Source organism: Alteromonas sp. KC3 (assembly GCF_016756315.1).
Classification (GTDB): Bacteria; Pseudomonadota; Gammaproteobacteria; order Enterobacterales; family Alteromonadaceae; genus Alteromonas.
The window spans coordinates 2,205,097-2,228,696 of the sequence record NZ_AP024235.1; the positions used below are offsets into that span (position 1 = coordinate 2,205,097).

Genomic DNA, 23,600 nt, shown 5'->3' on the forward strand with positions numbered 1-23,600 from the left:
ACAAAAACTGTTTATATATACAGTGCTGACGTGTTATGGCAACCAAAACCAATAGAATGTATACCTTTCCACTATATAAATCGTGATAATTGAACGAATATTTATACTAACGCTACGTAAAATCTGCAGGATACAGCTGCTCAATTCTATTCAGATTTTACGTAGCGTCGCCTAATAATTGACCACTAAAAACATCAACAAATATTAAAATTTTCACAACCTAGCTCACACGTGTTTAAGCTCGTATCTTTGTTCAAAGAGTTAGTAGATAGGCACAACGGGATAAATGGAGTTAGATGAGTTTGCTGGGGGTGTAAGTAGCTGGGTTATGCTAGATAAAAATAGCTAGAAAATCGCTAAGGTGTTAAATGATTTAAAATTACTAAGTTAAATAAAGTAAGCTAACAATACTTTAGTTTTCTAATTGGCTGTTAGACAAAATATCTAAAAGCTATCATTTTAATGAGAACCACATCAGTTAATTAGTTTAAGTAAGCCTTTTGTGTAAAGCTGAATTTATTAACTCCAATCCTTATTAATTGCGGTAAAACATTAAACTGCTTTGATTAAATAGCGCTTGAAATAAATAATTTAAATATAATTGCACATCGAATTAGCATCTAATTTTTATCCGGTTAATCCAACATCAATCAACATATATGGAAAATAACATTCTAATTTTCATTTCTGAATAGCATCCTTAATAAAGACGCTTTTTAAAAAACTAAGAGAGCAAAAGGGACGTTAATTTAAAGAGCAATAATACACTCTCTATCCAGTTACTTTGATATCTTATTTAACATAATATACATTATGCGTAATTAAGTATGTGGAAGATTAGGGGGCTGATGTCACTCTATTCGGTTGGTTTGTTGGCTGTGATTGCTTACAGACCTTTTGGCATGACAGCGTTGTTGGTATACAGGCCTGTGTGTGAACTTTATGCTTAAAGCTGTGTTTTTAATTTAAAGTGGCTCAGATGATTTGATTTAGGCGTATTAAATTTAATCGTGCGCTACGTAAAATCTGAAATAAGTTTAGAGGTATATGTCGTCAGATTTTACGTAGAGCACGATAAGGAATTCGACGTAATTTAAATTTTGAAATGCATATGAAGGCGTTTTACAACGTAGATTACGTGACCTAGATAGGAGTTTTAGAAATAACTCATGAGGTGTCGAATTCTTTGCAATGTTTCTAGTCAGAGAGTTTTATAACTTCAACATTCAAACGATTCGCTATTTTTACTTACTACGACTAAATACTTCTTCAAGGCGTTTTATATCTTCTTCAAAAGACAATGTTTCTTTAGCTCTTTGGAAACTTACCGATAAATATTTGTTTGCCGCGTTCTCAAAGTTTTTATCTTTTGAACGATATGTTGTGTGCACAGTAATGAGTGACTTTAATATGCGGATTGCTACTTCAATTTTATCAGCTCCATCTCTTGCAATACTGGTATAGGCGTCGTCAAAGATATCCTCAACAACCAGTTCAGGCACAGACACACGGTCGTACTTTACTGATTCATTTTTTAGAGTGTCACTTCTTTCTTCAGGGGCACATTCGTTATCGTACTCCCAAGTTAACAACAATCGAGTAATGCTGCTCAGTATGGTTATAGCGGTTCCGTGATCGTTAACGGAGGGTGAAAGTGCGCGACATGCAATTTCTGCTAGCACAATAAATCCAAATCTGGGGTCAGCTTCAAATGAACGTGTTTCACTAATTGAAAATGCACATTCAATGTCATTGTCTTTTACTGGTTGTGTTGTATAAGCAATAGGCTTCTCGGGCGTAACAAATTCACCGGGAAGCATGGCGACATTAATAAACACATCGTTTTGTTTTGCATAATATTGAAGCTTAGCGATATCGATAAGCTGTATGTACCCTACTCGCTTACTATATATGGTATGGGTCCCCTGCACTGCTGCTTGGCTCGCCGGTACTGCACCTAAACATGGACGTGAAATTCTATTTTCTATCGCGCGTTTTGTAGCAGCTTCTACTTTAAGCACGGTCGAGCCTACACGGCCTAGTCGAGCAACGCTATCTACCCATCGAATAAACGTTAAAATAACCATGACAAACGCAAAGCAAGTTAACGCAAATAAAATAAATGTGCCTGATTTACCGAAAAACGCATTGTTCATAACTGTAAGCGCTACTGCGCTATAGATAAATGCCCCAATAAAAACAGACAAAGCGTTTTGAGACACGTCGTCTGAAATTATTAAGCTTAAACTTCTTGGCGTTGAAGACTGACTTGCTGACGCGTAGGCGTTAACCATAGTGCCTGCAGAGAACGTTGCTATCACCATCATGCTTGACGCCATAATGGAAAGTAGCGTCTCTACGGATTCAGGTTTTATTTCAGGGATATGTTCATGCAATGACGTACCGTCGGCAACTTTAGCAACAAATACAGACATAAAAGACAATAGGCAGAAGGCTAAAGGCTTTACCCATAGTTTTTCTTTAAAGTGGTAGACTAAAAATCGCAATCTATCTACCGTAATTGGCGCTTCCATTCATAACTCTCAAGATGCTTGTTAATTTTATATACGGGTAATTCATTAGATTCGTTTACGTTTTATGTCTCTATTTAAAATTTTGAGTGTATAAATACTCAATCTAATTGATAATCATTATCAATAGAGTTAATGTGTATGCGATTTCAATTGGACGCATGCTATGGACATATGGACACTGCAAAAATACTTATCATTGAAGATGACGTAACGTTAAGTCAACAAATCGCTACACTATTGACAGACAAAGGCTTTGAAGCCCGTCAATGCCATGATGGAGATCAGGGTTTGGCGACTGCGCTTCAAGAGCGGTTCGACCTCATATTGCTAGACGTGTTATTGCCTAAGATGAATGGCTTTTCCCTTTTGAGTCAGCTTAGAAAGCAAAAGCAGACACCCGTTATGATGGTTACCGCCTGTGGTGCTGAGCAAGAACGTATCAAGGGTTATAGTAACGGCGCCGATGACTATATGCCTAAACCATTCAGCTTTGTCGAGATGATGCTGCGTATCGAGGCGTTATTACGTCGTTCATTCACGTCTCAAAAACAGGAAACGGTTGTCAATGTGCTTAACGTTGACGAAATAGCGTTGGATAAAAAAACGCTGAAAGCCTGTTTCGCTGAAAAAGACCTTGGTTTAACACCTATCCAATTTAAGCTGTTGTGGGTAATGCTTGAAAATAAAGACGAAGTAATGAGCAAACCGCTTCTTTATCAAACGGTGCTTGATAGAACGTTCAGTCGTTATGATAGAAGCCTTGATATGCACATGAGTAGAGTACGTAAAAAACTGGTGGAAGCCGGTATGTCCCCTACTCGCCTTGCCACTCAACATGGCAAAGGCTATTTGTTTTCATGAAAAAGAAACTGTTTTGGAAGCTCTGTGCAACCATTGCGGTTGGCACTGTTGCCTTGATTTGGGTTGTTGATTGGCTAACAACGCAAACTGAAACCACAATGAGCCACTTGTCAATTGAACACCAACAACAGCTCAATAATTATGGAAAAGAAGCCGAACGCGTATATTTGGAAGAAGGCGAAGCGGCGCTAGCGACATGGCTTAGTACCTTTCAAAAGAAGGAAAAAACCTGGGCCGCCATTGTTACTTCAAACATTAAGCCCCTTGCCGACAGTAAAATCCCTCAAACCTATATTGATGAGTTTAGGATTGGACGAAGTGTCGAGTGGAAAATACATCTTTATTTTGACTACAACCCTATTATGGAAGTCCCTTTTCTAGACTCAAAATCGCATTTTTTAATTCAATTACCACAAAGGATGCGGCCAGGTACTTACCTCACCTATATCGATATATTGCTTCAAATAGCATTGCCTTTCGTGATTTTGTGCGCTGTCAGCTTTGTCCTTTATCGCCATGTTATGACACCACTTAAAAAGCTGGAAACCGCAACAACCGCATTTAGTAAAGGTAAGTTTGATGTTCGTGTTAGTGACTCTTTAAGCAATCGTAACGATGAACTTTATACGCTTGCTGTGCATTTTGACGGTATGGCTGAACGCATTGGAAAGCTTATTTACAACCAGCGTGAATTACTCTCAGATTTATCCCATGAACTAAGAACGCCGCTAACCCGCGTTGATATGGCAATTGATATGCTTGAGAACGATATCGATAACAAAAATACGTTGGCGCGCCTACGCTATGAATCTCAGAATATGCGCGCCTTAGTTGAAGACGCATTAACGCTGGCATGGCTGAACAATGAATCGCCAGCGCTTAATAACGAGTCGTTTGATCTTTCAGAACTTATACAAGTCATATGTGATGACGCGGCATTTGAATACCCAGACAGAACAATTAATTTAACACTGCCAGAATGTGCGCCCATCGAGCAAAGTAGCCAGCAAGCACTGGGACAGGCTATCGAGAATATTATTCGCAACGCATTAAAATACACACCAGAACACAGTCGTATTGAAGTTAACCTTGTATGCCACGCGACTCACTACGCGCTTTCTGTATTAGATTTTGGTCATGGTGTACCAGAGAGTATGTTGGGTGACATTTTTAAACCCTTTTTTAGAGTGGATAAATCCCATGGAACCCACGTGATTGGGCAAAAACGCGGTGGTTTTGGTTTGGGACTAGCGTTGGCACAACGCCAAGTTACAGCGGTTGGCGGTAAAATTAGCGCACGAAATCATGCGCAAGGCGAATTGACTGGTCTAGAAATAGACATCGTGTTACCGCGCTAGCGGTAACACATTGGTTGACTGGAGAAATGGAAAGCTAAGTTATACTGGTAATTTTTTTAGCAAGTTCGTTTCTGACAATTGCAGCACCCTCGGCAAGTGCTTTTAATTTTGCATTGGCAACGTCACTCGCCAGCGGCGCCATTCCGCAGTTAGTACAGGCAATAAGTTTATCTGGCTCGACGTATTTCAGTGCCTCTCGAAGTGTTGCTGCCACTTCTTCTGGCGTTTCAACTTCATTGGTTGCCACATCAATCGCTCCCACTAAGACTTCTTTGCCGTCAAGCAGTTTGATCAATTCTATGGGCACGCGCGAGTTATGACATTCAAGTGACACCGCATCTATTTTAGAAGCTTGTAGTTTTGGAAAAACTTCTTCGTATTGACGCCACTGCGCCCCTAACGTCTTCTTCCAATCCGTATTGGCTTTAATGCCATAACCATAACAAATATGTACAACAGTTTTACACTGTAGCCCTTCTATTGCGCGCTCTAGTGCTGCTACACCCCAGTCATTCACCTCGTCAAAAAATACGTTAAAGGCAGGCTCATCAAACTGGATAACGTCAACACCCGCCGCCTCAAGTTCCTTCGCTTCTTGGTTTAATATTTTTGCGAATTCCCATGCTAACTGCTCGCGGCTCTTGTAGTGGTCGTCATACAAGGTATCAACCATCGTCATAGGGCCCGGTAGCGCCCATTTAATTGGTTTATCCGTTTGCGCCCGTAGATATTTTGCGTCGTCCACAAAAACGGGTTTAACCCTGCTAACGCTGCCGGTCACTACGGGGACGCTTGCCTCATATCTATCACGAATTTTAACGGTTCTTTTATTTTCAAAATCAACGCCACTTAAATGCTCAATAAAGGTGGTGACAAAATGTTGCCTTGATTGTTCACCGTCACTGATTATATCGATACCAGCAAGCGCTTGGTCTTGAAGTGAAAGTCGAAGTGCGTCATTTTTGCCGTCGACAAGTTCGCTACCTTCAAGCTTCCAAGGTGACCACAGTGTTTCAGGTTGTGCTAGCCATGATGGTTTTGGCAAGCTGCCAGCGATAGAGGTTGGAATAAGTGTTTTCATAACGTTACTTCTTTTGCCTTAAGCGCATTGAGTTGAATAGGTTTGCAACAGTGATTTGTAAGGTTTGATAAACCTTTCTTCGACAAATTTGCCCTGCTCTACGGCAAGCTGCGTGCGCTCTTCGCGGTCATACGTAATCTGCGTAAGCGAATGGTCGGGGTTTTTAAGACTGGGTCTAAAGCACCTTCCCGCAGGTGCATTGGCGTTGTAGATTTCAGGTCGATAAATCTTTTGGAATGTTTCCATGGTACTGATGGTGCTTACCAGTTCTAAATTGGTATAGTCGTTTAGTAAGTCACCAAAGAAATAGAAAGCGAATGGCGCAGCACTATTCGGCGGCATAAAATAGCGTACGCTTAACCCCATTTTTTTAAAGTACTGTTCGGTTAAAGACGACTCATTTGGCTGATATTCATAACCCAACACCGGGTGCTCATTTTCCGTGCGATAATATGTCTTGCTGTCTGACACGCTTAAACATATGACGGGCTTTTTCGAAAATGCGTTTTGATACGTAGACGAATTAACGAATTGCTTAAACAAGGAACCATGAAGTTCGCCAAAGTCAGAAGGAACACTAAACCCTTGTTTGTCCTTGTTGTGCTGTGCCAAAACGACGCTGAAATCATAATCGCGTACATACGAAGAAAAATTGTTACCCACAATGCCGTCATGGCGCTTGCCTGTTACCTTGTCCACAATAACAGTTTGTAATACTTCGATGTTAGGAAACGCAGTACCCTGCCCAGCAATTTCAACGTCTACCGATATAATATTTAGTTCAACAGTGTATCGGTCCGCGGTCTGATTATCCCAGTAGGCCAAGGCGTTAAAGCGATTATCAATCATGGTTAACGCATTGCTTACATTGCTTTTTCGCTTATCGCCTCTAGCAAGGTTAGCGAAGTTTGTTGTAATGCGCGTGTGCTGTGAGGGTTCGTAGTTTTCATCAAAACGTAAACGACTTAGAGAAAAAGTGATGTCCTGTGCCATAAGAGTATCTTACTGTTAGTACGGTATGGCATAGTTATACATGCGATTAATTATGAAAAAAAATGGTATAAATTCATATTTGCATGAATATTTTTCACATAATGGCGAGGCGAACTGAAGATAAAGAAGGAAAACACATTATCTTGTTTTCCTTTTTAAGCGCATTTTATGCGAATACTTTTTAGCGATTATTTTTTAGCGTATGTAAGCAGCGTAATTTTTCGCTATATACGCTGCTTATGGGGGCGTTGTGTAGCTAATACCTATGTAATACCCCTATGTGTTTGATGCTACGGTACCGTTTTGCCCTTCAACCATAGATTGGCTCACCCTATTATTGTCTTTGTTTCCAACGCTATATTGGTGCCACGGCAATACCAGATAATGACAAAGCAACAGAATAATGGCCATGGCAAGCAGCGTGGGTAGCATAGATAGCTGCTGCAGGCCCACCAGCATAAGCCCCCAACCAATTGATACCCATTGCACAACGTATAGCGCAGTCACGTATTTACCCCAAAATGCCAATAGGGTCACAACTGAAGTGTGTTGAAACCGACTCACAATAAGGTGTATGCCATAAAGAAACAATAAGACTATTCCTGTCATTAACACCACAATGCCAGGCCCACTTCGCAAATTAGTGACAATATGGTAGTCCGGGTTTGTCAGTGTTAATGCCACACCAAGCATGAAGCAAACCATACCCAGTTTAAAGCACCATAGGAAATCTAGTGTTGCAGCGTGTGGTTGTTTTACAAATCGACCAAAAGCCATGCCAAGAACTGGATAAGCTAACCATGGAAATATCGGAAACATGGTTCCCGCATCCTCATCACCAATAAATAATTTCCAAAATTCATTGAACATCGCTGATGTTGTGTACTTATCCCATGCAAAGTGAGATGAAAATATAACCACAAGCGCAAACGCTATCCATACAAGCACCTGATTGCTTAGCTTTTTCAACACAGCACAGATTATTAACGCTATACCTGCGAACTGAAACACGTCACCAATAAGAAATTCAGTAAGCGGCGTGTGCGGTGCTACATCATCATAAGTGACAAGCCCTAGTTGGATAGAAAGCCACATAGGAACGGTACCACGTAAAAGATTAAGTGCGTAACCAAGTGCAAACAGCATTAGCGCCCTTTTTATTTCTACGCCAAAACGTTCTGTACCCGAAAATCCAACAAAGATTCCCATGATAAAAACAAACATGGACGCCGCTGGCCACCCCAACGCAAATTTAACCACAGTACCAAAGAAACCAAAACGAACCTCGGGTAAGCCGTAAAAATCCAGCACATGGATCATTACCATGAGCAGCACGGCAAGGCCCTTTGCAACATCAAATGTCGATTCTCGACGAGCGAGCAGAGGTTTTGCGTTTTCTGGAATAAAAAAAAGCTTCATAGCGTGTGTTTCTTCTTATCGTTAACAGGTAAATGGATATTCATCACTGAATGGTCTTTGATTTTTCAGACAAGTTCGCGCCTAGCCAAAATAAGAGACAGGTAAAGCAGAACAGTGTGAAAGACAACGAAAATGGACTGCTGTAGCCATTGTTAAGGTAGTTAAATACCGACTTTCCGAATCCTATACCTTCGAATGTCAAAAGCAGCGTGAGTACCAAGGCACTCATCAAGGAGAACCGCGAAATCATAGTTAACACGGTTTTCGTGTAAAATGCGGCTAGCACAGTGATGCTGTATACAGCGAAAAAGGAGGCCTCTACAAAAAGTGCTCTGCTTTCTATGGTTGTACTCAAGGCTCTCTCTAGCAAAAATGCAAAGGCCGTAGCAGGTATGATGCCAGCGCACCCACCTAGTGTTAGCGCTGACATGGTTCGCTTTAAACGGGTTGAAATGTTTTTGTTATTGTGGAATTTGTTGAGCCACAACATATTGCCTACAATGATTAACCCGCATACGCTAAGGCCAAGAATAAAAAAGATAATACGCACATCGACACCGGCAAAGTGCCCAAAATGCAACGCATAGAGAAAGCGTGTTCCATCAGCAAAGGCATTTCTTTCTTCTGGGTTTATATCTTTTGAAAAGCCCTTATCCTTAACGCGATAGGTCATGTCTATGCGTTGTGCGAAATTATCATTATGCTGACCGATAATTCTAATTAACGCGTTCTCATCACCATAATTGGTTAGGCGTAACGAAGATGCTTTAGCGTTCTGCTCAGTTTCAAACGTAGTGATAATCGCGTTCAAGTCCGGCATTTCACGCTCTACACCTGCATGTACCTCCGTTATTCTAGGAAATCCAGAATCGTTGAGTAACGCCGTTCTGTCGCCATTATAAACAAACAACAAAGTGACGACTTGTGAAATAAGCCCCAGGTTAAACATCAGCCCAGTCAACGCATACATAAAGGTATAAGGTAAACTCATTACCCCTACCACATTGTGCATGTCGGTAAGTTGATAGCGCATCGTCGACTGCGAACCTCGGTAAAAGAAAAAATGCGTAATAAGTTTCTTAAACTGAACAACAATACCGGTAAAAATAACAACCATAAAAAATAGAGTTATAACCCCGACGATGTGGTCGCCGAATGGTAAGTTTAAATCTATGTGAAGGCCGTAAAGGAAGTCAGCTAAGTGAAAACTGTCTATGGATGCAACCGTCTCGCCGTTGGTTGGGTCAACATAAATTGATGTGAGTTCACCTTTGGGAGCGCTCTCTCCATTCAATGGCAAATACAGTTCATAAAGCGGCTGAACGTCCGTGGGCAGCACAATAAACATCCTTTCTTCGGCATTTATATCGTACTGTTCAAACTGTTTTGCAATGATATCGCTGGTTGGCAGCGCGGGTGTCGCAGTTGCTACATCAGTGTGTGGTAACACAGACCACGCCTTAATCTCTGGATAAAATAACGTTAATGAACCAGCCCAAAAAACGACGAACAAAGGAATGGCGATAAACAAGCCTATCCATCCGTGCCCTTCTAATGCAGAGCGAATAACACTGGCCTTCATGATAGCGCCCCTAACTTTATTACCACGTTAAGCGCAACAGATACTAGTAAAACACAGGCGCATTGAATGAGTGGTCTTTTCACCGATTCAAAACAAAAGAAATAGGTCATTAGCGCAGACCAGGTGATAAAACCTGCTACATAACCCACAAGCAACTTAACATCCACATCTAGCGGGATGAAATGATTAACATTGAGAATGAGGCTTGTACTTAGGAGCAACCCTATAAAAAACGAGGATAGCGTTTTACGCCACATAGTGACCTCCCACTACGCCAACCAAACCCACTACAAATGCCAGGAAAAATGCCAAAACTGCGCCATAGGTGATAACCATCAGGCGGCTTTTTTCGTGGGCTGAAACCAGTGTTACCAATACAAAGTTCATCATTACAATGGTAATAATGGCAAAGCACGTAGCCCACACATTAAGCTGAGTACTTAACAACACTCCGCTTAGTAAGATAGCGCCGATAAATAGTGTGAGTGATACTGGTTTGGACATGGGGGAAGCGGTACTTCTTTGATGAGGGGAAGAGAAGTAAAGCGCAGCACATCCTCCCCATAACGCTTCATACGCAACGAGTTTTGTGAGTAAAAATACGGTCATCGCCTGGTTATATCCTTATAAATATTGTTTTACATTGCTTCAGCAATGGCCAATGACTGGCTTATTTTTTGAAGTTTGTATCGATCTTGACTAAGAATGTTTTTGGCATTGTTGCCAAACCACTCTAGTGAAGAATCGATATTGCGAAGCGCGGAGTTCGAATAGAGATATTCGATAAACTTTTTGTAATCCACAATCCCTTCAAAGATAGGCACCATGCCCTCTCTGGAGCCCGCAGCAGCATAAACATTGTCTGGGGCGAATACATTTAGGTGTTCACTGCTGCTTATGTTTTTGAAATGGAAATGATTAATGTACGGCGACAGTTGCTCACAAGCGTTTACTACATCCTCACCGGCTTCCCATACGTGCAGGACGTCATAGTTCAATTGCAGGTTTTGCCTTTGAACAGCATTAAACATTTCGACGGTTGAACTTACCGAGTCGGCGTACGTGTTGGGATGAGTTTCTATCACCAAATTTAAATCGTATTCGGCCAGCCAATCGCATACGGTTTGTAAACGCTGAAACAACAAAGCTTTACGTTGCTCATTCATTCCGGCACTGGCTTCATTACTCGCAAACGTACGAATTTTGCTAGCCCCCCAGTGTTTGGCCAATCGACACAAACGATGTACCTTAAAATACAGTGCGTCGTTACTGTCAAAAAGCGGCAAGTAGTCGCTTAGCATTGTTACTCTGAGGCCGTAGTTGGCTATCCAGTCTTTACTGTATTCTGGCTGTTCTTCAAGGTTAGTCGCGTGAGCGCCCCATAGCTCAATGCCTTGAAATCCATTGCTTACAGACCACTTTGCTATTTCTGCAATTGAAATTAATTGATGCCTGAAGGTAATCGTACACACTGATAGGTTCATATCGCTGTCTCCAATAGCGCTTTTTCAGTGCAAGCGTTGTCAAGTTGATGAAACGCTAGCCATTGAAGGAAAACGCTATGAAGTTTTTGTTTAATCTTTTGCTCAGTCATATCTTGTTTGTCTAATAACGCTAGCACTTCAGTGAATAAGTCAGACGTATCCATATTATCTTTCGCTAATTCAGCAAGCTTTAAGCAGCGGTATTGAATGGTTTTGTATGTCGAGACTAAGTTTTCTATCTCATCACACCACATTTCAAAGGTAACTTCTGGGAATCCGATATCTCGCCAGAAATAGGCAAAACCGTGTTCGTATGCGTATTTTCTGATAGCGAGTACGGGTATTTGTTTTAACGCGTCGCCTAACAATGACGGGGGGGATTTAGCATCATCTCTGTGCGCCAATACAATGTGTCGTATTGCATCGGTTAACACATTGCGATCAGCGTAAAATGCAGTATTAAAATACTCGGCAACTTGAGTGAGTGAAGAGGGCTTAATGTCATTACTATCAAAGACGTAGCCACCCTCAACGTGCTTGGAGGAAATCGCATTGATAATATCTTCTCGAGCAATCTCACCTTCCCACCTAAAATCAGGATCGAGCATAAGCCAGCGTGATGCATCCTGCGTTTTCTTCAACATAACGTAATGAGGAAAAGGGTTTTGGTTAAATTTGTTTTCTCGCTCGGGCAATAAATACATGTCCAACATAACCATGACGTTTTGTGTTGGTGAAGCAGTGTCGAGCTGCATTTCCAATGTCTTAACGTTGTCGGCTTTAGACTTTGCTTTGTCATACCAAGACGTTAACTGAACACCATAGAGTGCCTTATACCACTTGATGAAAAAATCATGGCTAATGCATTCATCGTGATAGGCCAGTGCATTTGCAGACGTTATCGCCACGTCAGCATCCCAAACACCAAAGTAAAAAGGTCGATGATCAACCGCTGATGACGCTTTGATGCACTCGCACAAACAGCTAACAAAGCAATGTACCTTGATGTCTTCAAAAGGCGTTTCTAACACATCATCTTCAGCACTTGCGTTGTCTACTTGTTGTTGATTTATTAAGAAGCGCGCGAGACTGCCCACCGTTTGCACATCTTCTTGTGATATTGCGCTTTCAGGTACATCGATATCATGCGAGAGCTCTAAATGGATAAGCACTTGCATAAGAATGACTGAGTCTATGTACAAGTCTTCATTCAAGCGTGCATCCTTAGAGAAAACAGACATATACTGGCATTCAATGTCATTGATAAGTATATGTTTAATCGCGTTAACAATGCTTTCTATGTTCATGATGGCACCTTTTCAGATAGCGCCTTATCAGGTGCAGACACTGTTACCTGTTTAGTCTTCTGCTGCATACCGAGGGTATCGATTTTCGAAAGGTATGCGTTGGCAATCGCTTTTCTATTTACTTTGCCATTAGGTAAACGCGTAATTGAATCGACTTGTATAAAGTCAAAAGGCACTTGATAGGCAGCAAGGTGCTTATGACACCATACTTTAAACGACGCTTTATCTTCGGCTGTAAACTGATGGTTTGCACAATACTGCAAGTAAGCGCGGTAACCAGCGTGCTTATCGGGCATTTTGAACAATACCGCATCGTTGATATCAGGATGCGTTAGCACCACGTCTTCAACGTCTTTAGGGTAAACATTGAGTCCCGAGACAATGATGGTGTCATCTTGCCTCGCTACAAAATGCAGCTGTTTTTTACCCTTTCTATTGTCAAAATACCCTAGGTCGTTGGTGTGGATTTTAGCGCACTGGCCATCAAGAGGTTGCTTTACGTTAATCACTATCTCAGCGGGCGCTGCTAGGCTCTCGCCTGCCTCGACTTCAAGATGGCCGAGCACCTCTCCTATCGTATTAGTGTTATCAACATATTCACTAACAGCCACACACCCTGCTTCGGAACACCCGTATTGTTGGAAGAAATGGTTAACCTTGGCTTTGGCACGCAAGAACACCGGTGCTGACATTAACGTTCCAGATGTCATTACAGCATGCAATTTACTGTTTTTAGGCCACAGCATACATACTGTGTCTATCATAGACGGTGAAGAGTACAATAAAGGTTTGTCTAGTGTTAACAGTGTTTTTAGTAAGTGTTTAGGGTTAATGCTTGTAAATACTCTCGGGTGTTTACCTCTTGCAAGGCCAACAAAAATGCCGCAGATAAGCCCATATGAATGCGTAATTGGGCAAGCGATCACGGGAGACATCGAATTGGGCGCGGTAAAATGAGCCACATACGCTGCCACTTCTTGGTCAATGCTGCGCCAAGAACGTTTAATACTTTTTGGCTCGCCAGTAGTTCCTGAGCTCATTTGTATTAAACCCGGTGCGGTATCTTGTTGTTCGTTTTCTGGTATACAGATAACATTCTCCAATGTCCCGTATAACAGTGTATAGCAGCCCGCTTTTTCGGCATATTTACGGGCCAAGCTTTCGGGGGTACTCGCGTGTATTGGCATAACGGTAAGGCCATGCTCTTTTGCATAAAAACACAGTGAGAGCCAATCTACGGTACTTTCTATACAAACCGCCACACTGCCTTTTTCGGGATCAAGGTGTAGGGCGTTGCTAAAGCGTTCAAATTTTGAATTTATCTGTTGTGCGGTGATGACGTGTTCATCAATACTAAGCATGTGATTCTCCACAAGCGTGTTCGAAAAAGGTTGCTAACGGGTTGTCGATGGTGTGATGAAATTCGTCTAGCGCTTTGTTAGCACTAAGCTTTTTCTTTAGAAGTGACTCGGTAATAATACTTTTCTCAAACAAGTTAATTTTGTTTAAGCGTGCGGTGGCAGTCACCCCGCTGTTGTTGTAGCTTGCTATAGCGGCGTACACCTTTGACCAAAAGTGCGTTTCGTCACAGTAGTTGTGCAAAGCAAAGAGAGTAGATAGTTCAGTTAAGTTGTATACAAAGACGGTATCGACAAATAATTCGCGTAGCGCTTCGGTATTGTCCATCCAATAGTAATGATTGGCCGGTGCGTTGACGTAATCGCCATGAATGCTGTTAAAGTCTGGTGCTGTTGCGCGATTGTTTAAAAAGTCAGGCACGTACTCTAAACTTTCATGGAAATCTCTTAAAATCACTTTTGTTGGTAACCCATCTCTTAGCACCAGTGACATATTTTGTGCATGGGCTTCTACGGCAATGCCATGAAAAGCAAGAAGATGCCAAACGGGAATAATGGCGGTATTAATGAGTGCATCAAGCCAAACATCCACGCCAAACTTCTCTATCCAGCGAGCAACAAAAGGTTTACCGTCCCACTCTGTCGCTGCCAAAGCAGCAAACGGTACGGTGTGAACACCTGGCTCGTTTAGCACACTCGCATCGCGAAAAATGGCACTAAGGCTGGGTGAAAGTGTTGTAGCCCAATGCTGTTTATTACCTTCATCAACAGTGTCACCACTGTCCGGCTTAACGACTACAATACCTGCGTACTCTTTTTGAATAGACAACACGTTGCGTTTTTGAAGCCATGCATCATTTTCAATAAGGTCGTGAAGCCAATTTGAGAGATGGGGCGCAGTGCACACTGAATGTGGCTCTACCGTGCGCAATGATGATGTGTTCACCACATTAAGCGGTAGTTTGATACTGGCTTTGTTTACGTTACTTGTATTAAGTAAGGTTCTAAGCGAAATACTTGCCTGATAATCGTCGCCGGCTGAACCAAGCCAGAATACATCGCCATTTTTTAGTGGCTGTATGAGAGACGCTTTCACGTAATTCCATTGCCATGGATGTATAGGCAGCAACCCAAAATGTGAAGACGAAATCCCTTTTTCGCGCATTAAGTCGAACAGTAACTTAAAGGTTGAAGCCCCTAACTCCCTCTTCCAAAAAGACTGTTCACTTTCACCATCATAATGAGAGGCTAAAAACTCATGTTTTATTGCTAACCATTGCAATTTAAACGTTTTTCCACATTCTGGGCCATAAGCTTCATGATCCTTAACACTAAATCCGCTTCTTGATTTGAAGCACGGGTGATAAGGATGCCCTTCGAAAAGGGCAGACTCTAAACGAATGTGGCTAAGTGCTCTTCTGCTAATGACGGGTGCAACGTTATTGCGGTTCCATTGACAAAGCGTTAGTGTGTGGACGAGTTCATCAAATAGTTTTGTTCGCTTGGCATCATCATAAGGTAGACAACGAATAATGCGCGCTACATCCTTTAGCGTAAGAGGTCTTTCATTGAGGTAGAGCGTGTTGTCTTCTAATCGCACGCGGCTAAAAAAGGTGTACTTTCCCTTTGCGCGCAACGTCATATTTTTTATTTCTACCGTGAAAGTACTATCTTCAAATGTAAAATTAACGAGTTTTTCGAAAAGCAGCGCTTCTACGAACTGTCTTACCACTCTTTTTTCGTCGTCACAGATAGCTAAGTCAATGATGGCTGGCTCAGACGCCGACCCAGCATCACAAAACCCTGGTATGCGCTTTTCATTAAGATTGTTAAAAGGCATTTTCAGTTACCTTTCTTGATTTGCTTTGCGCTTTTTCAGCATGTGAAGGCAGACAGTGTGTGGTCTTTGACAAAGGTAGCAGCGGGTTGTTTACCCATACATATACCGCTAGTTCGTCTTCAGCCTCCAATTCATCCACGTCTTCAACTCGCGTAAGCAAATTGGCCTTAAAGGGCAGCTTTTCGCGCTGTAGTACCGAACGTACAAGTGCACTGCCTTGTGCGCCAAGCGTTGGCAATATCGAAGACAATCGTTTGTGAACGACTTGAAGTAATGACGATTCACTGGCGAGTTGGTCGATGCCAAGTCGATTTACTACTGCAAACAATTGGTTGAAAAACAGGTAATAAGTAAAGCGGTTGATAATCATTTCTTCGCCATAGAACAAGTCTTTACATGCCGTTAAGTGAGGTTCCATGGTTTCCAGAATTTGTTGTCGTTCCTTCGATAGGTAAAAGCCTTGATTGTCTCGGTAGTAATATGCCGACGGGTATCCCTTTGTTAAGTCGAGTAACGAGTTTTGCTGGTGGGCTTCCAATGCGATGCCGCATTGATCAAACAACCGAATTGCGGGCTCTATTGCACAGTCTAAATACCGATTAAACCATGTTTCTGTCACTGTCTGTGGTGACGTCTGTTCGCGCTGCGCCAGCAGGTGTATTACTTCGGCGAGTTTAGAGTTATCGCCATCAAATAACGGCTCTTGTACCAGTGCCGCAATAGACTGTGTACCACCAAGGCCAACATTCTCATTTTGGGTCGTAAACGGGTTGTCCCTTAGGATGAGTTCAAACCCACTTTCACCACCGTTTCCAAGGTCAAGTGAGATGTATGCTGGGTCATCAATGAATTTAAAACTGGGAAATATCGAAGAAAAGCCGAGTCGCTTAAGCAATCTACATAGCGTGACACCTGCTTCTAGCTCATGATGCATATTCTTTCTAAGCGAATTGGTGACTTTTACCGGGATAGACAGTTTAACCATATAATCCAGGTCTTCGTTATAGACCGTTCTTACGGACGACGTAGGCTTGAATGCTGGCCCAAATTCACCAAGGTCAATCAATGACCCTTCGGAGAGTAGCGTTTTTATATGCTCGCTGGATAGTAACCATGCTGCCTGTAATGGATGTACTGCAATTAGTTTTAGATTTTGTTGACGCAATGTCTCAATCGTTGATTTTGTTGATGAATCACCATCGCTAAGTGCGATATTCTCAAGAATGTCAAATGCACAGGTATCGGTTGCGCTATTTGAAACGGTTAGCGCTAGCTTTGCAGCGAAATAGTGCAGTTTAAATTTGCCTTGTAACTCTGGTGTATAAGCTTCATGCTGCCAACGATGCATTCCCTGTCGCGACTTTGGCGTAGGGTGAAGCCAGTGGCCAAACAAAATTGCCTGCTCTGTATCAATAAACTTATTACTGTTAAGCGCTTCGTCCCCTTCTCTATTCTCTAAATAGAGCGACATTATCTGGTGACTTTCAATCGTTCTCGCGTACAGTTCTAGCTGGCGCTCTGACAGCTCTAGCCTGTGTTCTGATTGATGTTCGTCGCCTTTAGTGCGCGTATTAGTTGCGCTATAAATTTCATCGATGAGCAATAAAATAGCGTTCATCAATGAAACTTCTTGCCATTTAAAGCTATTTGGCAGTTGCTTATACACGGTAGTAAACGTGTGGCGTCCCACCACAGAGCGGTATGATGCTGCAAAACACACTCTTGTGTTACTTGACGTAAGATAGAGTTCTACTGCGTGTTTGTCGCGTTGATGTAATGGGATCCCTGTTCTTACGACCCATTCTTCATTGGTGTGCCACACACCAGAATCAATTTCTTTCAAATATGCGTTTGCGAAAGCTTGAAACGACGCATTGTTAGCTTGTGTTTTTGCGGCTGAAGTCATGCAAAGACCTTTGTAAAAGGATCAAATTACCGCGCCAATCTATTGAGAATGGTTTTCATTAGCAACCGTTTTTACATTTGTTACATGTGCACAATTTTCACGCTCACTTTGATAGTCTAATTCAGAGTTTTACGTTTTGACCTTTATCAAAGCCGTCTTCGAAGCCTTGGTTTGATTTGTAACTTTTGCGTATAAGAAACACCGCAAAACACAATGTGAGCCACTCTGCAGCGGGTAGCGCAATGAGAAATGATATTGTTGGCTCAATATCGCCAAATAAGCTGACTGACCATACAAAATGAAATGTTGCGGCTAACAAGCCTACAGGTAACACAACACTTCTACACAATGCGATTGCCGCCGACTCAAAGGGTTTTTCAATAGCGGTTAAAAATACACTAAGTAAAATATTGCACCCATTGACAAGGAACAGCGGCCACATAATAGCCATTATGTTTATGGCAAAATAAGCGGTTTGATGATCGGATGAATCTAAAAAGACACCAACGATGACTTCACCGTAAAACACAAGACAAGCTGAGACTACAAGGCCTAGAAGTATTGAGGTACCCAATGCCACTGATAAAAAGTCACTTACTCTGTCGTTGTTTTTTGCCCCTCGGTTGTAACTCACCAACAAATGCATAGCATCTGCAATGCCGAAACTCACCATAACGCTTAAAAAGATAAGGTAATTAACAACGCTGTAAGCGGCAACACCTTCACTGCCAGCACGCATCACCATTAATGTATTGATGACGAGAAAAAGCACGCCCACTGATACTTCATTTGTAAATTCTGAAAGTCCATTTTTAACGACCCGAGCGATACGCCGCCAAGGCTTATTGAACATAGAGAGCGTTAATACACGGTCTTTGTCTCTAAAGTACATAAGCAGCAATAAGCACTGTGTACCTTGTGCCAATGCTGTCGCATAAGCTGCGCCGGAAATTCCGTAGTCTAGGTAACCCACAAACGCCATATCCAACACGATGTTTACCAGAGCGCCAACGACCAAAGCCACAGTGGCAAGTTTGGTGTAGCCATCGGCCCGCACTAAGTAATAAAGAACCATACAAGGAAATTGAAGAATAAAAACCCACCTGATTATTGAAAAATACTCTCGGGCAAGGGGCACAATATCAGCGGGAATATACAGTAACCAAAATAAAACCGGCTCTGCAATGTAGCTCACCAAAGCAAGACATGTATTTAGTGCGACTGTAACGATAAGTACTTGCGTAAACAACGCACTGGAAGACTCGGTATCTCCCTTCCCCATGAAGGTACCTATAGAAACGCTAGCGCCTATAGCTAACATTAATGAAAGCGCTACAAGCAGCGTAACATAAGGAAGAAGTAGTGATATTGCTGCAAGCCCCTGTGCACCAACATATTTACCAATAAAAATGCCATCCACCACGTTTGCCGTTGTAAGAGCCATCAGGCCAATAAGCGACACAAAAGTATGTTTAAAGAACGTGGTTAATACAGGACGCGATAGGATTTCTTCTTTTGTTTGTAGAGACATTATAGCTTCTCAAATACAGTAGACGAATAATCCTAAGTGGCTTATTGCCGTCATTCAATCAAGGTTACATTTGAGACGTTTGTTAACTACTTGTTACTTCTGAACAAAGCTGAATTGTAACAGTTGTAAAATCTATTTCTTTTTAGTGATCTATGTTGATAATACGCAAATGATAATAATTCACATTTAGATGCAAGTAACAAGGTCACGATGAAACACATGAACAACACAAGGTTAGCTTCACTGTCTATTGCCATAGGAGTGGCGCTATCAGGGACATATGCTTTTGCAGCAGAGAGTAACAAAAACGTTAAGGAAGACGAGATTGAACGCGTTGAAATTGTCGGGTCAGCCACAAATTTAGAGGTAACCGCTGAAGATATTCAGAAAATTCAGGCTAATGACTTGAATGATATCTTTCGTTTAGAGCCATCAGTTACCGTTGGCGGTGGTGGTCTTGGTATTACGCAACTTGTGTTTGTTCGCGGCTTTGAAGATACGATGTTGAATGTCACTGTTGATGGCGCTCCGCAGACAGGTACCCTATTCCACCATATCGGCCGATTGTCAATTGAGCCTGAGCTCTTGAAAAGTGTTCAGGTACAGGCTGGTGCCGGTGAGGCAACAGCAGGTTCGGGAGCCATCGGTGGTGCCATTCGATTCAAAACCAAAACGGCAAACGACTTACTTGCAGACAACGAGCAGTTTGGCGGTATTGTTAAAGTTGGTGGCGGTACCAATGATTTCGTTAAGTACAGCGCAACAGGATATGGCAAATTAACTGATAACTGGAGCGTACTCGCATCACACGTGCGTATCGATACAGACAGTTATGAAGATGGTAACGGCAATGAGATTGCTTTTGAGTATACTGACGAAAACGGAAACCTTGTTCGCGAAACCACAGACACAGAGCAAGAGTTAAGCTTCGTAAAACTGAATGGCGAATTTGGCGACAATCAATTTGTATCGCTTAGTCATGAAATTCGCGAAGAGTCAGGTAACTTCCCGTCTAGACCTAACTTTCCGATTTCAGCAAGAAACCCTATCTATCCCATCGAAACTGAGCGTAATACAACGGTATTTAATTACCAATGGCTAGCTAGCCCTATGCTCAATCTGGAATTTACCTTATACAACACTGAGCAAGAGCTAATTGTTCGAGGTGATCGCGCATGGCACCCGTATCAAGGTAATATTCAAACCATTGGTGGTGACCTACGTAACACATCATATGTTGCTGCGCATACGCTAACATACGGCGTTGAGTATCGCGACCAAACGTCAGAAGCAGGCTCAATTGGTCAGCCCCTTAGCGGTGAAGAAACGGGTAAAGTGCTGGGCATTTATGTGCAAGATCACTGGGATATCACGCCAGACTTAATGCTAAGTTTTGGTGTGCGTTATGACGATTACGAGTTAGATACAACGCACAAATTCTATGCTGAGTCTGAGGTGACCTTTGCGCAAGTAGCAGCACAAGTGCCTACCGTTGCAGACGCAGGCTTCTTTGTTATTGCTGATTTCTCTACCCTGACGCCACTGGGTCAAGTAGTCGGGCCAAATGGAACCTTCAATACGTTGTCGCGCACATCGGAAGATGTCACCGTTGATAGTGACGGATTTAGTGCAAACATTGGTGTTGCGTATCAATTAAACGACGCGGTAAATCTTACAGCAGGTTATGCTCAAGCACTTCGTGGAAAAGAAGTGGGTGATACATTCACTATCGATTACAACGGCGTAGAGCCAGACATTCAAGCTGAAGATGCTGAAAACGCTGAAATTGGTATTGAATACAACAAAGATGGATTATTGGCGCGCGTAGCGGCCTATCAATCGCGTCTTGATAATGCCATGAACCTTGAAATTGGTGGTACTAACGTTCGCAATATCGGTGATATTGAGTCTGATGGTGTTGAAATTAAACTCGGGTATATTACCGAAAACTATAGTGTTATTGCTAGTTACGTGCACAACACAACAGAGCTATATAATTATCAACCCAACACATCAACTATCGCGTTAGACGCTAATGGTGCGCCAATTGTAAACCTGTCATCATATAGCGCTGATTTTAATGCGTTCGATGTTGCTAAAATAGATGCGCCTGCGCTGGTTGACGGCGAACCGCTCATTTACAACGGGATAAAAGTGGAAGGCTACGAACAGCGTGCGCTGGGTAACTCTCGTGGTGACACTTATACCATTAACGCTTCCTACTATGTTACCGATGCGCTAGAACTTGGTTGGTTCTTTACGTATGTCGATAGTTTAGGTGGTATCACGACGCTGCAAAATGCTGCGGCGACGGGTGACACTTCAGATATCTTCACGTTGACAAAACCGTCATATGCAACGCACGACTTTTTTGCAGTTTATCAAGTCAGCGAAAACTTAACTGCAAGACTTATGGTGAAAAACGCGTTTGACGAAGCCTACCGAGACCACTCGAGTTTTGCTGATTACAGTGAGGTTTTTGAGGGCTTTGCAAGCCATTTAGAGCCAGGTAGAGATATTAGATTGAACGTGGAATATCAGTTCTAATTTAAGCCATCATTTTAGCCATCTATAACAAAATTGGTGCACTAGTTTATTAATTCAATACTTCATTAATCTAATACTGCACCGCTAATCTCAGCATCCATTACACAATATGGATGCTGAGCAAACACTACACCACCTTCTGTTTTTTAGACGACGCGCAGCGCTTAGAGCAGTACTTTACGTTTTCCCAATCTCGTTCCCATTTTTTTCGCCAAGTAAAAGGACGGTCACAAACTGGGCAGATTTTGGAGGGTAAGTTAGACTTCTTCATTCTTAGTTAGCTTGGTCAAAAATATCGTAGCATCATCTTTCATCGCATCAATATTCTCTTCTTTCATACGTGAATACGTTTTATAGATCATTGCCATACGATTGTTGTTACTTAGCTTTTCTTTGTGTTTATCAATAAAGTGCCAATAGAGGTAGTTAAAAGGACAGGCTTTGGGTCCTGTTTTTTTGGATACTTGATAGCCACAATTCTTACAGTAATTGGACATTTTATTGATGTAGCTACCACTTGCCACGTAAGGCTTGCTGGCCAAATTGCCGCCATCACTGTATAGAATCATGCCCGCAACGTTAGGCAGTTCAACCCACTCATAGGCGTCTGCATAGACTAATAGGTACCAAGCCTGAACTTCTTCTGGGCTAAGTTCAGTCAGCAGGCTAAAGTTCCCAATTACCATAAGACGTTGAATATGGTGCGCATACGCATTTTGCTCAGTTTCTTTTATGCACTGGCGCATACAGTTCATATTGGTTTGGGCATCCCAAAAGAAAGATGGCAATGAGCGCGTGTTTCCAAAATAGTTGTCCGTTTTGAGGCCAGGCATAAAGTGCCAATAGAACCCTCTGACATACTCTCTCCAACCCAGAATTTGACGAATAAACCCTTCGGCAGAATTGAGTGGAACCTGACCGGCGTGATAAGCCCGTTCAGCGGCGTCAATGGCTTCTTTAGGAGTAAGCAAACCGCAGTTTAAATAAAAGGCAATATGTGAGTGATACATCCATGGTTTGCCTTCAACCATGGCATCTTGATATTGACCAAAGTTATGTAGTCGCTCTTCAATAAATGTATCAAGCACTTTAAGCGCATCTTTGCGCGTGACAGCAAAAAAGAAATTATCTAGCTCACCAAAATGATGCTCAAACTCACTCTCTACAAGCTTAATTACATCTTGCGTAATATTGTCAATATCAAACGTGGTGTGCTTGGGGACCTTGTGTGTCTCAGGCATGGACTCGCGGTTTTGTGAATCGTAGTTCCATTTCCCACCTATGGGGTTTTTACCGTCCATCAGCACGTGGTGTTTCCGTCTCATTTCTCGGTAAAAAAACTCCATACGAAGCTGTTTTTTACCGTGAGCCCAGTCACTAAACTCTTGAGGAGTAGACAGAAAGCGGTTGTCTTCGCAGATTTCAACCGGAACACCTAACTCGTTCTCCCACTGCTGCATACTTTTAAGCAGCCTGTGTTCACCAGGCGTTGTGCATACCACGCGTTCAAAGTCGTCATTATCTAGCGCATACCTAACTTGACCAAGCAAGCTACCTTGATTGTTGTCATCAAGGTAGGACACATAGTCCACACGATAATTATCATCTTTCAGCGCTTTAGCAAAATGACGCATGGCGCTGAACAAAAACGCGATTTTTTTCTTATGATGTTTTACGTAAGTAGCTTCTTCGCGAACTTCAGCCATTAGTATTGTATCTTTGGTTTTGCGCGCGTTAGCAATAGCCGGAAGCGTTTCAGTTAGCTGATCGCCAAGTACTAATATGAGTGAAGACATACC

Annotated in this window: 17 protein-coding genes; 3 read left to right on the top strand and 14 right to left on the bottom strand. The window is 42.3% G+C overall.

Features of this window, described 5'->3' with window-relative positions; all coding sequences use genetic code 11:
• Nucleotides 1-1,244: 1,244 nt before the first annotated feature.
• Entirely contained in the window at nucleotides 1,245-2,534 is a 1,290-nt protein-coding gene (locus tag JN178_RS09985) for a DUF2254 domain-containing protein (RefSeq protein ID WP_202265719.1), read from the bottom strand.
• A gap of 171 nt (nucleotides 2,535-2,705) precedes the next feature.
• Between JN178_RS09985 and JN178_RS09990 the strand changes: the two genes are divergently transcribed.
• Both JN178_RS09990 and JN178_RS09995 read left to right on the top strand, forming a co-directional pair.
• Nucleotides 2,706-3,395 carry a response regulator transcription factor gene (locus tag JN178_RS09990; protein WP_202266022.1) on the top strand — a complete coding sequence of 230 codons (690 nt, stop codon included), beginning with the start codon at nucleotides 2,706-2,708 and terminating at the stop codon, nucleotides 3,393-3,395.
• Nucleotides 3,392-4,753, top strand: a complete 1,362-nt coding sequence (locus JN178_RS09995) for a sensor histidine kinase (RefSeq protein WP_202265721.1) — start codon at nucleotides 3,392-3,394, stop codon at nucleotides 4,751-4,753. The genes JN178_RS09990 and JN178_RS09995 overlap by 4 nt, the downstream gene beginning before the upstream one ends.
• 34 nt (nucleotides 4,754-4,787) lie before the next feature.
• On the opposite strand, the gene JN178_RS10000 is transcribed toward JN178_RS09995, so the two are convergent.
• The 11 genes from JN178_RS10000 to JN178_RS10050 all read right to left on the bottom strand — a co-directional run bounded on the left by JN178_RS10000 (nucleotide 4,788) and on the right by JN178_RS10050 (nucleotide 19,254).
• A complete protein-coding gene (locus JN178_RS10000; RefSeq protein WP_202265723.1) occupies nucleotides 4,788-5,834 on the bottom strand; it encodes a methionine synthase in 1,047 nt (348 codons plus the stop codon).
• Between the two features lie 18 nt (nucleotides 5,835-5,852).
• Nucleotides 5,853-6,827, bottom strand: coding sequence for a DUF1852 domain-containing protein (locus tag JN178_RS10005; RefSeq protein ID WP_202265725.1), 975 nt, complete (start codon nucleotides 6,825-6,827; stop codon nucleotides 5,853-5,855).
• Nucleotides 6,828-7,103: 276 nt separating this feature from the next.
• Nucleotides 7,104-8,246, bottom strand: a complete 1,143-nt coding sequence (locus JN178_RS10010) for a heparan-alpha-glucosaminide N-acetyltransferase domain-containing protein (protein ID WP_202265726.1) — start codon at nucleotides 8,244-8,246, stop codon at nucleotides 7,104-7,106.
• 43 nt (nucleotides 8,247-8,289) lie between these two features.
• Nucleotides 8,290-9,828, bottom strand: coding sequence for a PepSY-associated TM helix domain-containing protein (locus JN178_RS10015; protein WP_202265727.1), 1,539 nt, complete (start codon nucleotides 9,826-9,828; stop codon nucleotides 8,290-8,292).
• Between the two features lie 246 nt (nucleotides 9,829-10,074).
• Complete coding sequence (locus JN178_RS10020; RefSeq protein WP_202265729.1) at nucleotides 10,075-10,437, bottom strand: hypothetical protein; 363 nt, start codon at nucleotides 10,435-10,437, stop codon at nucleotides 10,075-10,077.
• 29 nt (nucleotides 10,438-10,466) lie between these two features.
• On the bottom strand, nucleotides 10,467-11,312 hold the full coding sequence (locus JN178_RS10025; RefSeq protein ID WP_202265731.1) for a sugar phosphate isomerase/epimerase family protein: 846 nt from the start codon (nucleotides 11,310-11,312) through the stop codon (nucleotides 10,467-10,469).
• Complete coding sequence (locus tag JN178_RS10030; RefSeq protein ID WP_202265733.1) at nucleotides 11,309-12,619, bottom strand: DUF6005 family protein; 1,311 nt, start codon at nucleotides 12,617-12,619, stop codon at nucleotides 11,309-11,311. The genes JN178_RS10025 and JN178_RS10030 overlap by 4 nt, the downstream gene beginning before the upstream one ends.
• Nucleotides 12,616-13,980: an AMP-binding protein gene (locus JN178_RS10035; RefSeq protein WP_202265735.1), complete on the bottom strand. Its 1,365-nt coding sequence runs from the start codon at nucleotides 13,978-13,980 to the stop codon at nucleotides 12,616-12,618. Before JN178_RS10035 ends, JN178_RS10030 begins: the two co-directional genes overlap by 4 nt.
• The gene (locus JN178_RS10040) at nucleotides 13,973-15,817 is read right to left on the bottom strand and encodes an IucA/IucC family protein (RefSeq protein WP_202265737.1); all 1,845 of its coding nucleotides are present in this window, start codon (nucleotides 15,815-15,817) and stop codon (nucleotides 13,973-13,975) included. Before JN178_RS10040 ends, JN178_RS10035 begins: the two co-directional genes overlap by 8 nt.
• Nucleotides 15,807-17,723 carry an IucA/IucC family protein gene (locus tag JN178_RS10045; RefSeq protein ID WP_202265738.1) on the bottom strand — a complete coding sequence of 639 codons (1,917 nt, stop codon included), beginning with the start codon at nucleotides 17,721-17,723 and terminating at the stop codon, nucleotides 15,807-15,809. Before JN178_RS10045 ends, JN178_RS10040 begins: the two co-directional genes overlap by 11 nt.
• A gap of 121 nt (nucleotides 17,724-17,844) precedes the next feature.
• Entirely contained in the window at nucleotides 17,845-19,254 is a 1,410-nt protein-coding gene (locus JN178_RS10050) for an MATE family efflux transporter (RefSeq protein WP_202265740.1), read from the bottom strand.
• Nucleotides 19,255-19,473: 219 nt separating this feature from the next.
• Between JN178_RS10050 and JN178_RS10055 the strand changes: the two genes are divergently transcribed.
• The gene (locus JN178_RS10055; protein WP_202265742.1) at nucleotides 19,474-21,801 is read left to right on the top strand and encodes a TonB-dependent receptor domain-containing protein; all 2,328 of its coding nucleotides are present in this window, start codon (nucleotides 19,474-19,476) and stop codon (nucleotides 21,799-21,801) included.
• Between the two features lie 127 nt (nucleotides 21,802-21,928).
• Here the strand turns inward: JN178_RS10055 and JN178_RS10060 are convergent, their stop codons facing one another.
• Entirely contained in the window at nucleotides 21,929-22,072 is a 144-nt protein-coding gene (locus tag JN178_RS10060; RefSeq protein WP_202265744.1) for a DUF2256 domain-containing protein, read from the bottom strand.
• Nucleotides 22,059-23,597 (bottom strand): cryptochrome/photolyase family protein, encoded by a 1,539-nt coding sequence (locus tag JN178_RS10065; RefSeq protein ID WP_202265746.1) that lies wholly within the window; start codon nucleotides 23,595-23,597, stop codon nucleotides 22,059-22,061. Before JN178_RS10065 ends, JN178_RS10060 begins: the two co-directional genes overlap by 14 nt.
• Nucleotides 23,598-23,600: the final 3 nt, after the last annotated feature.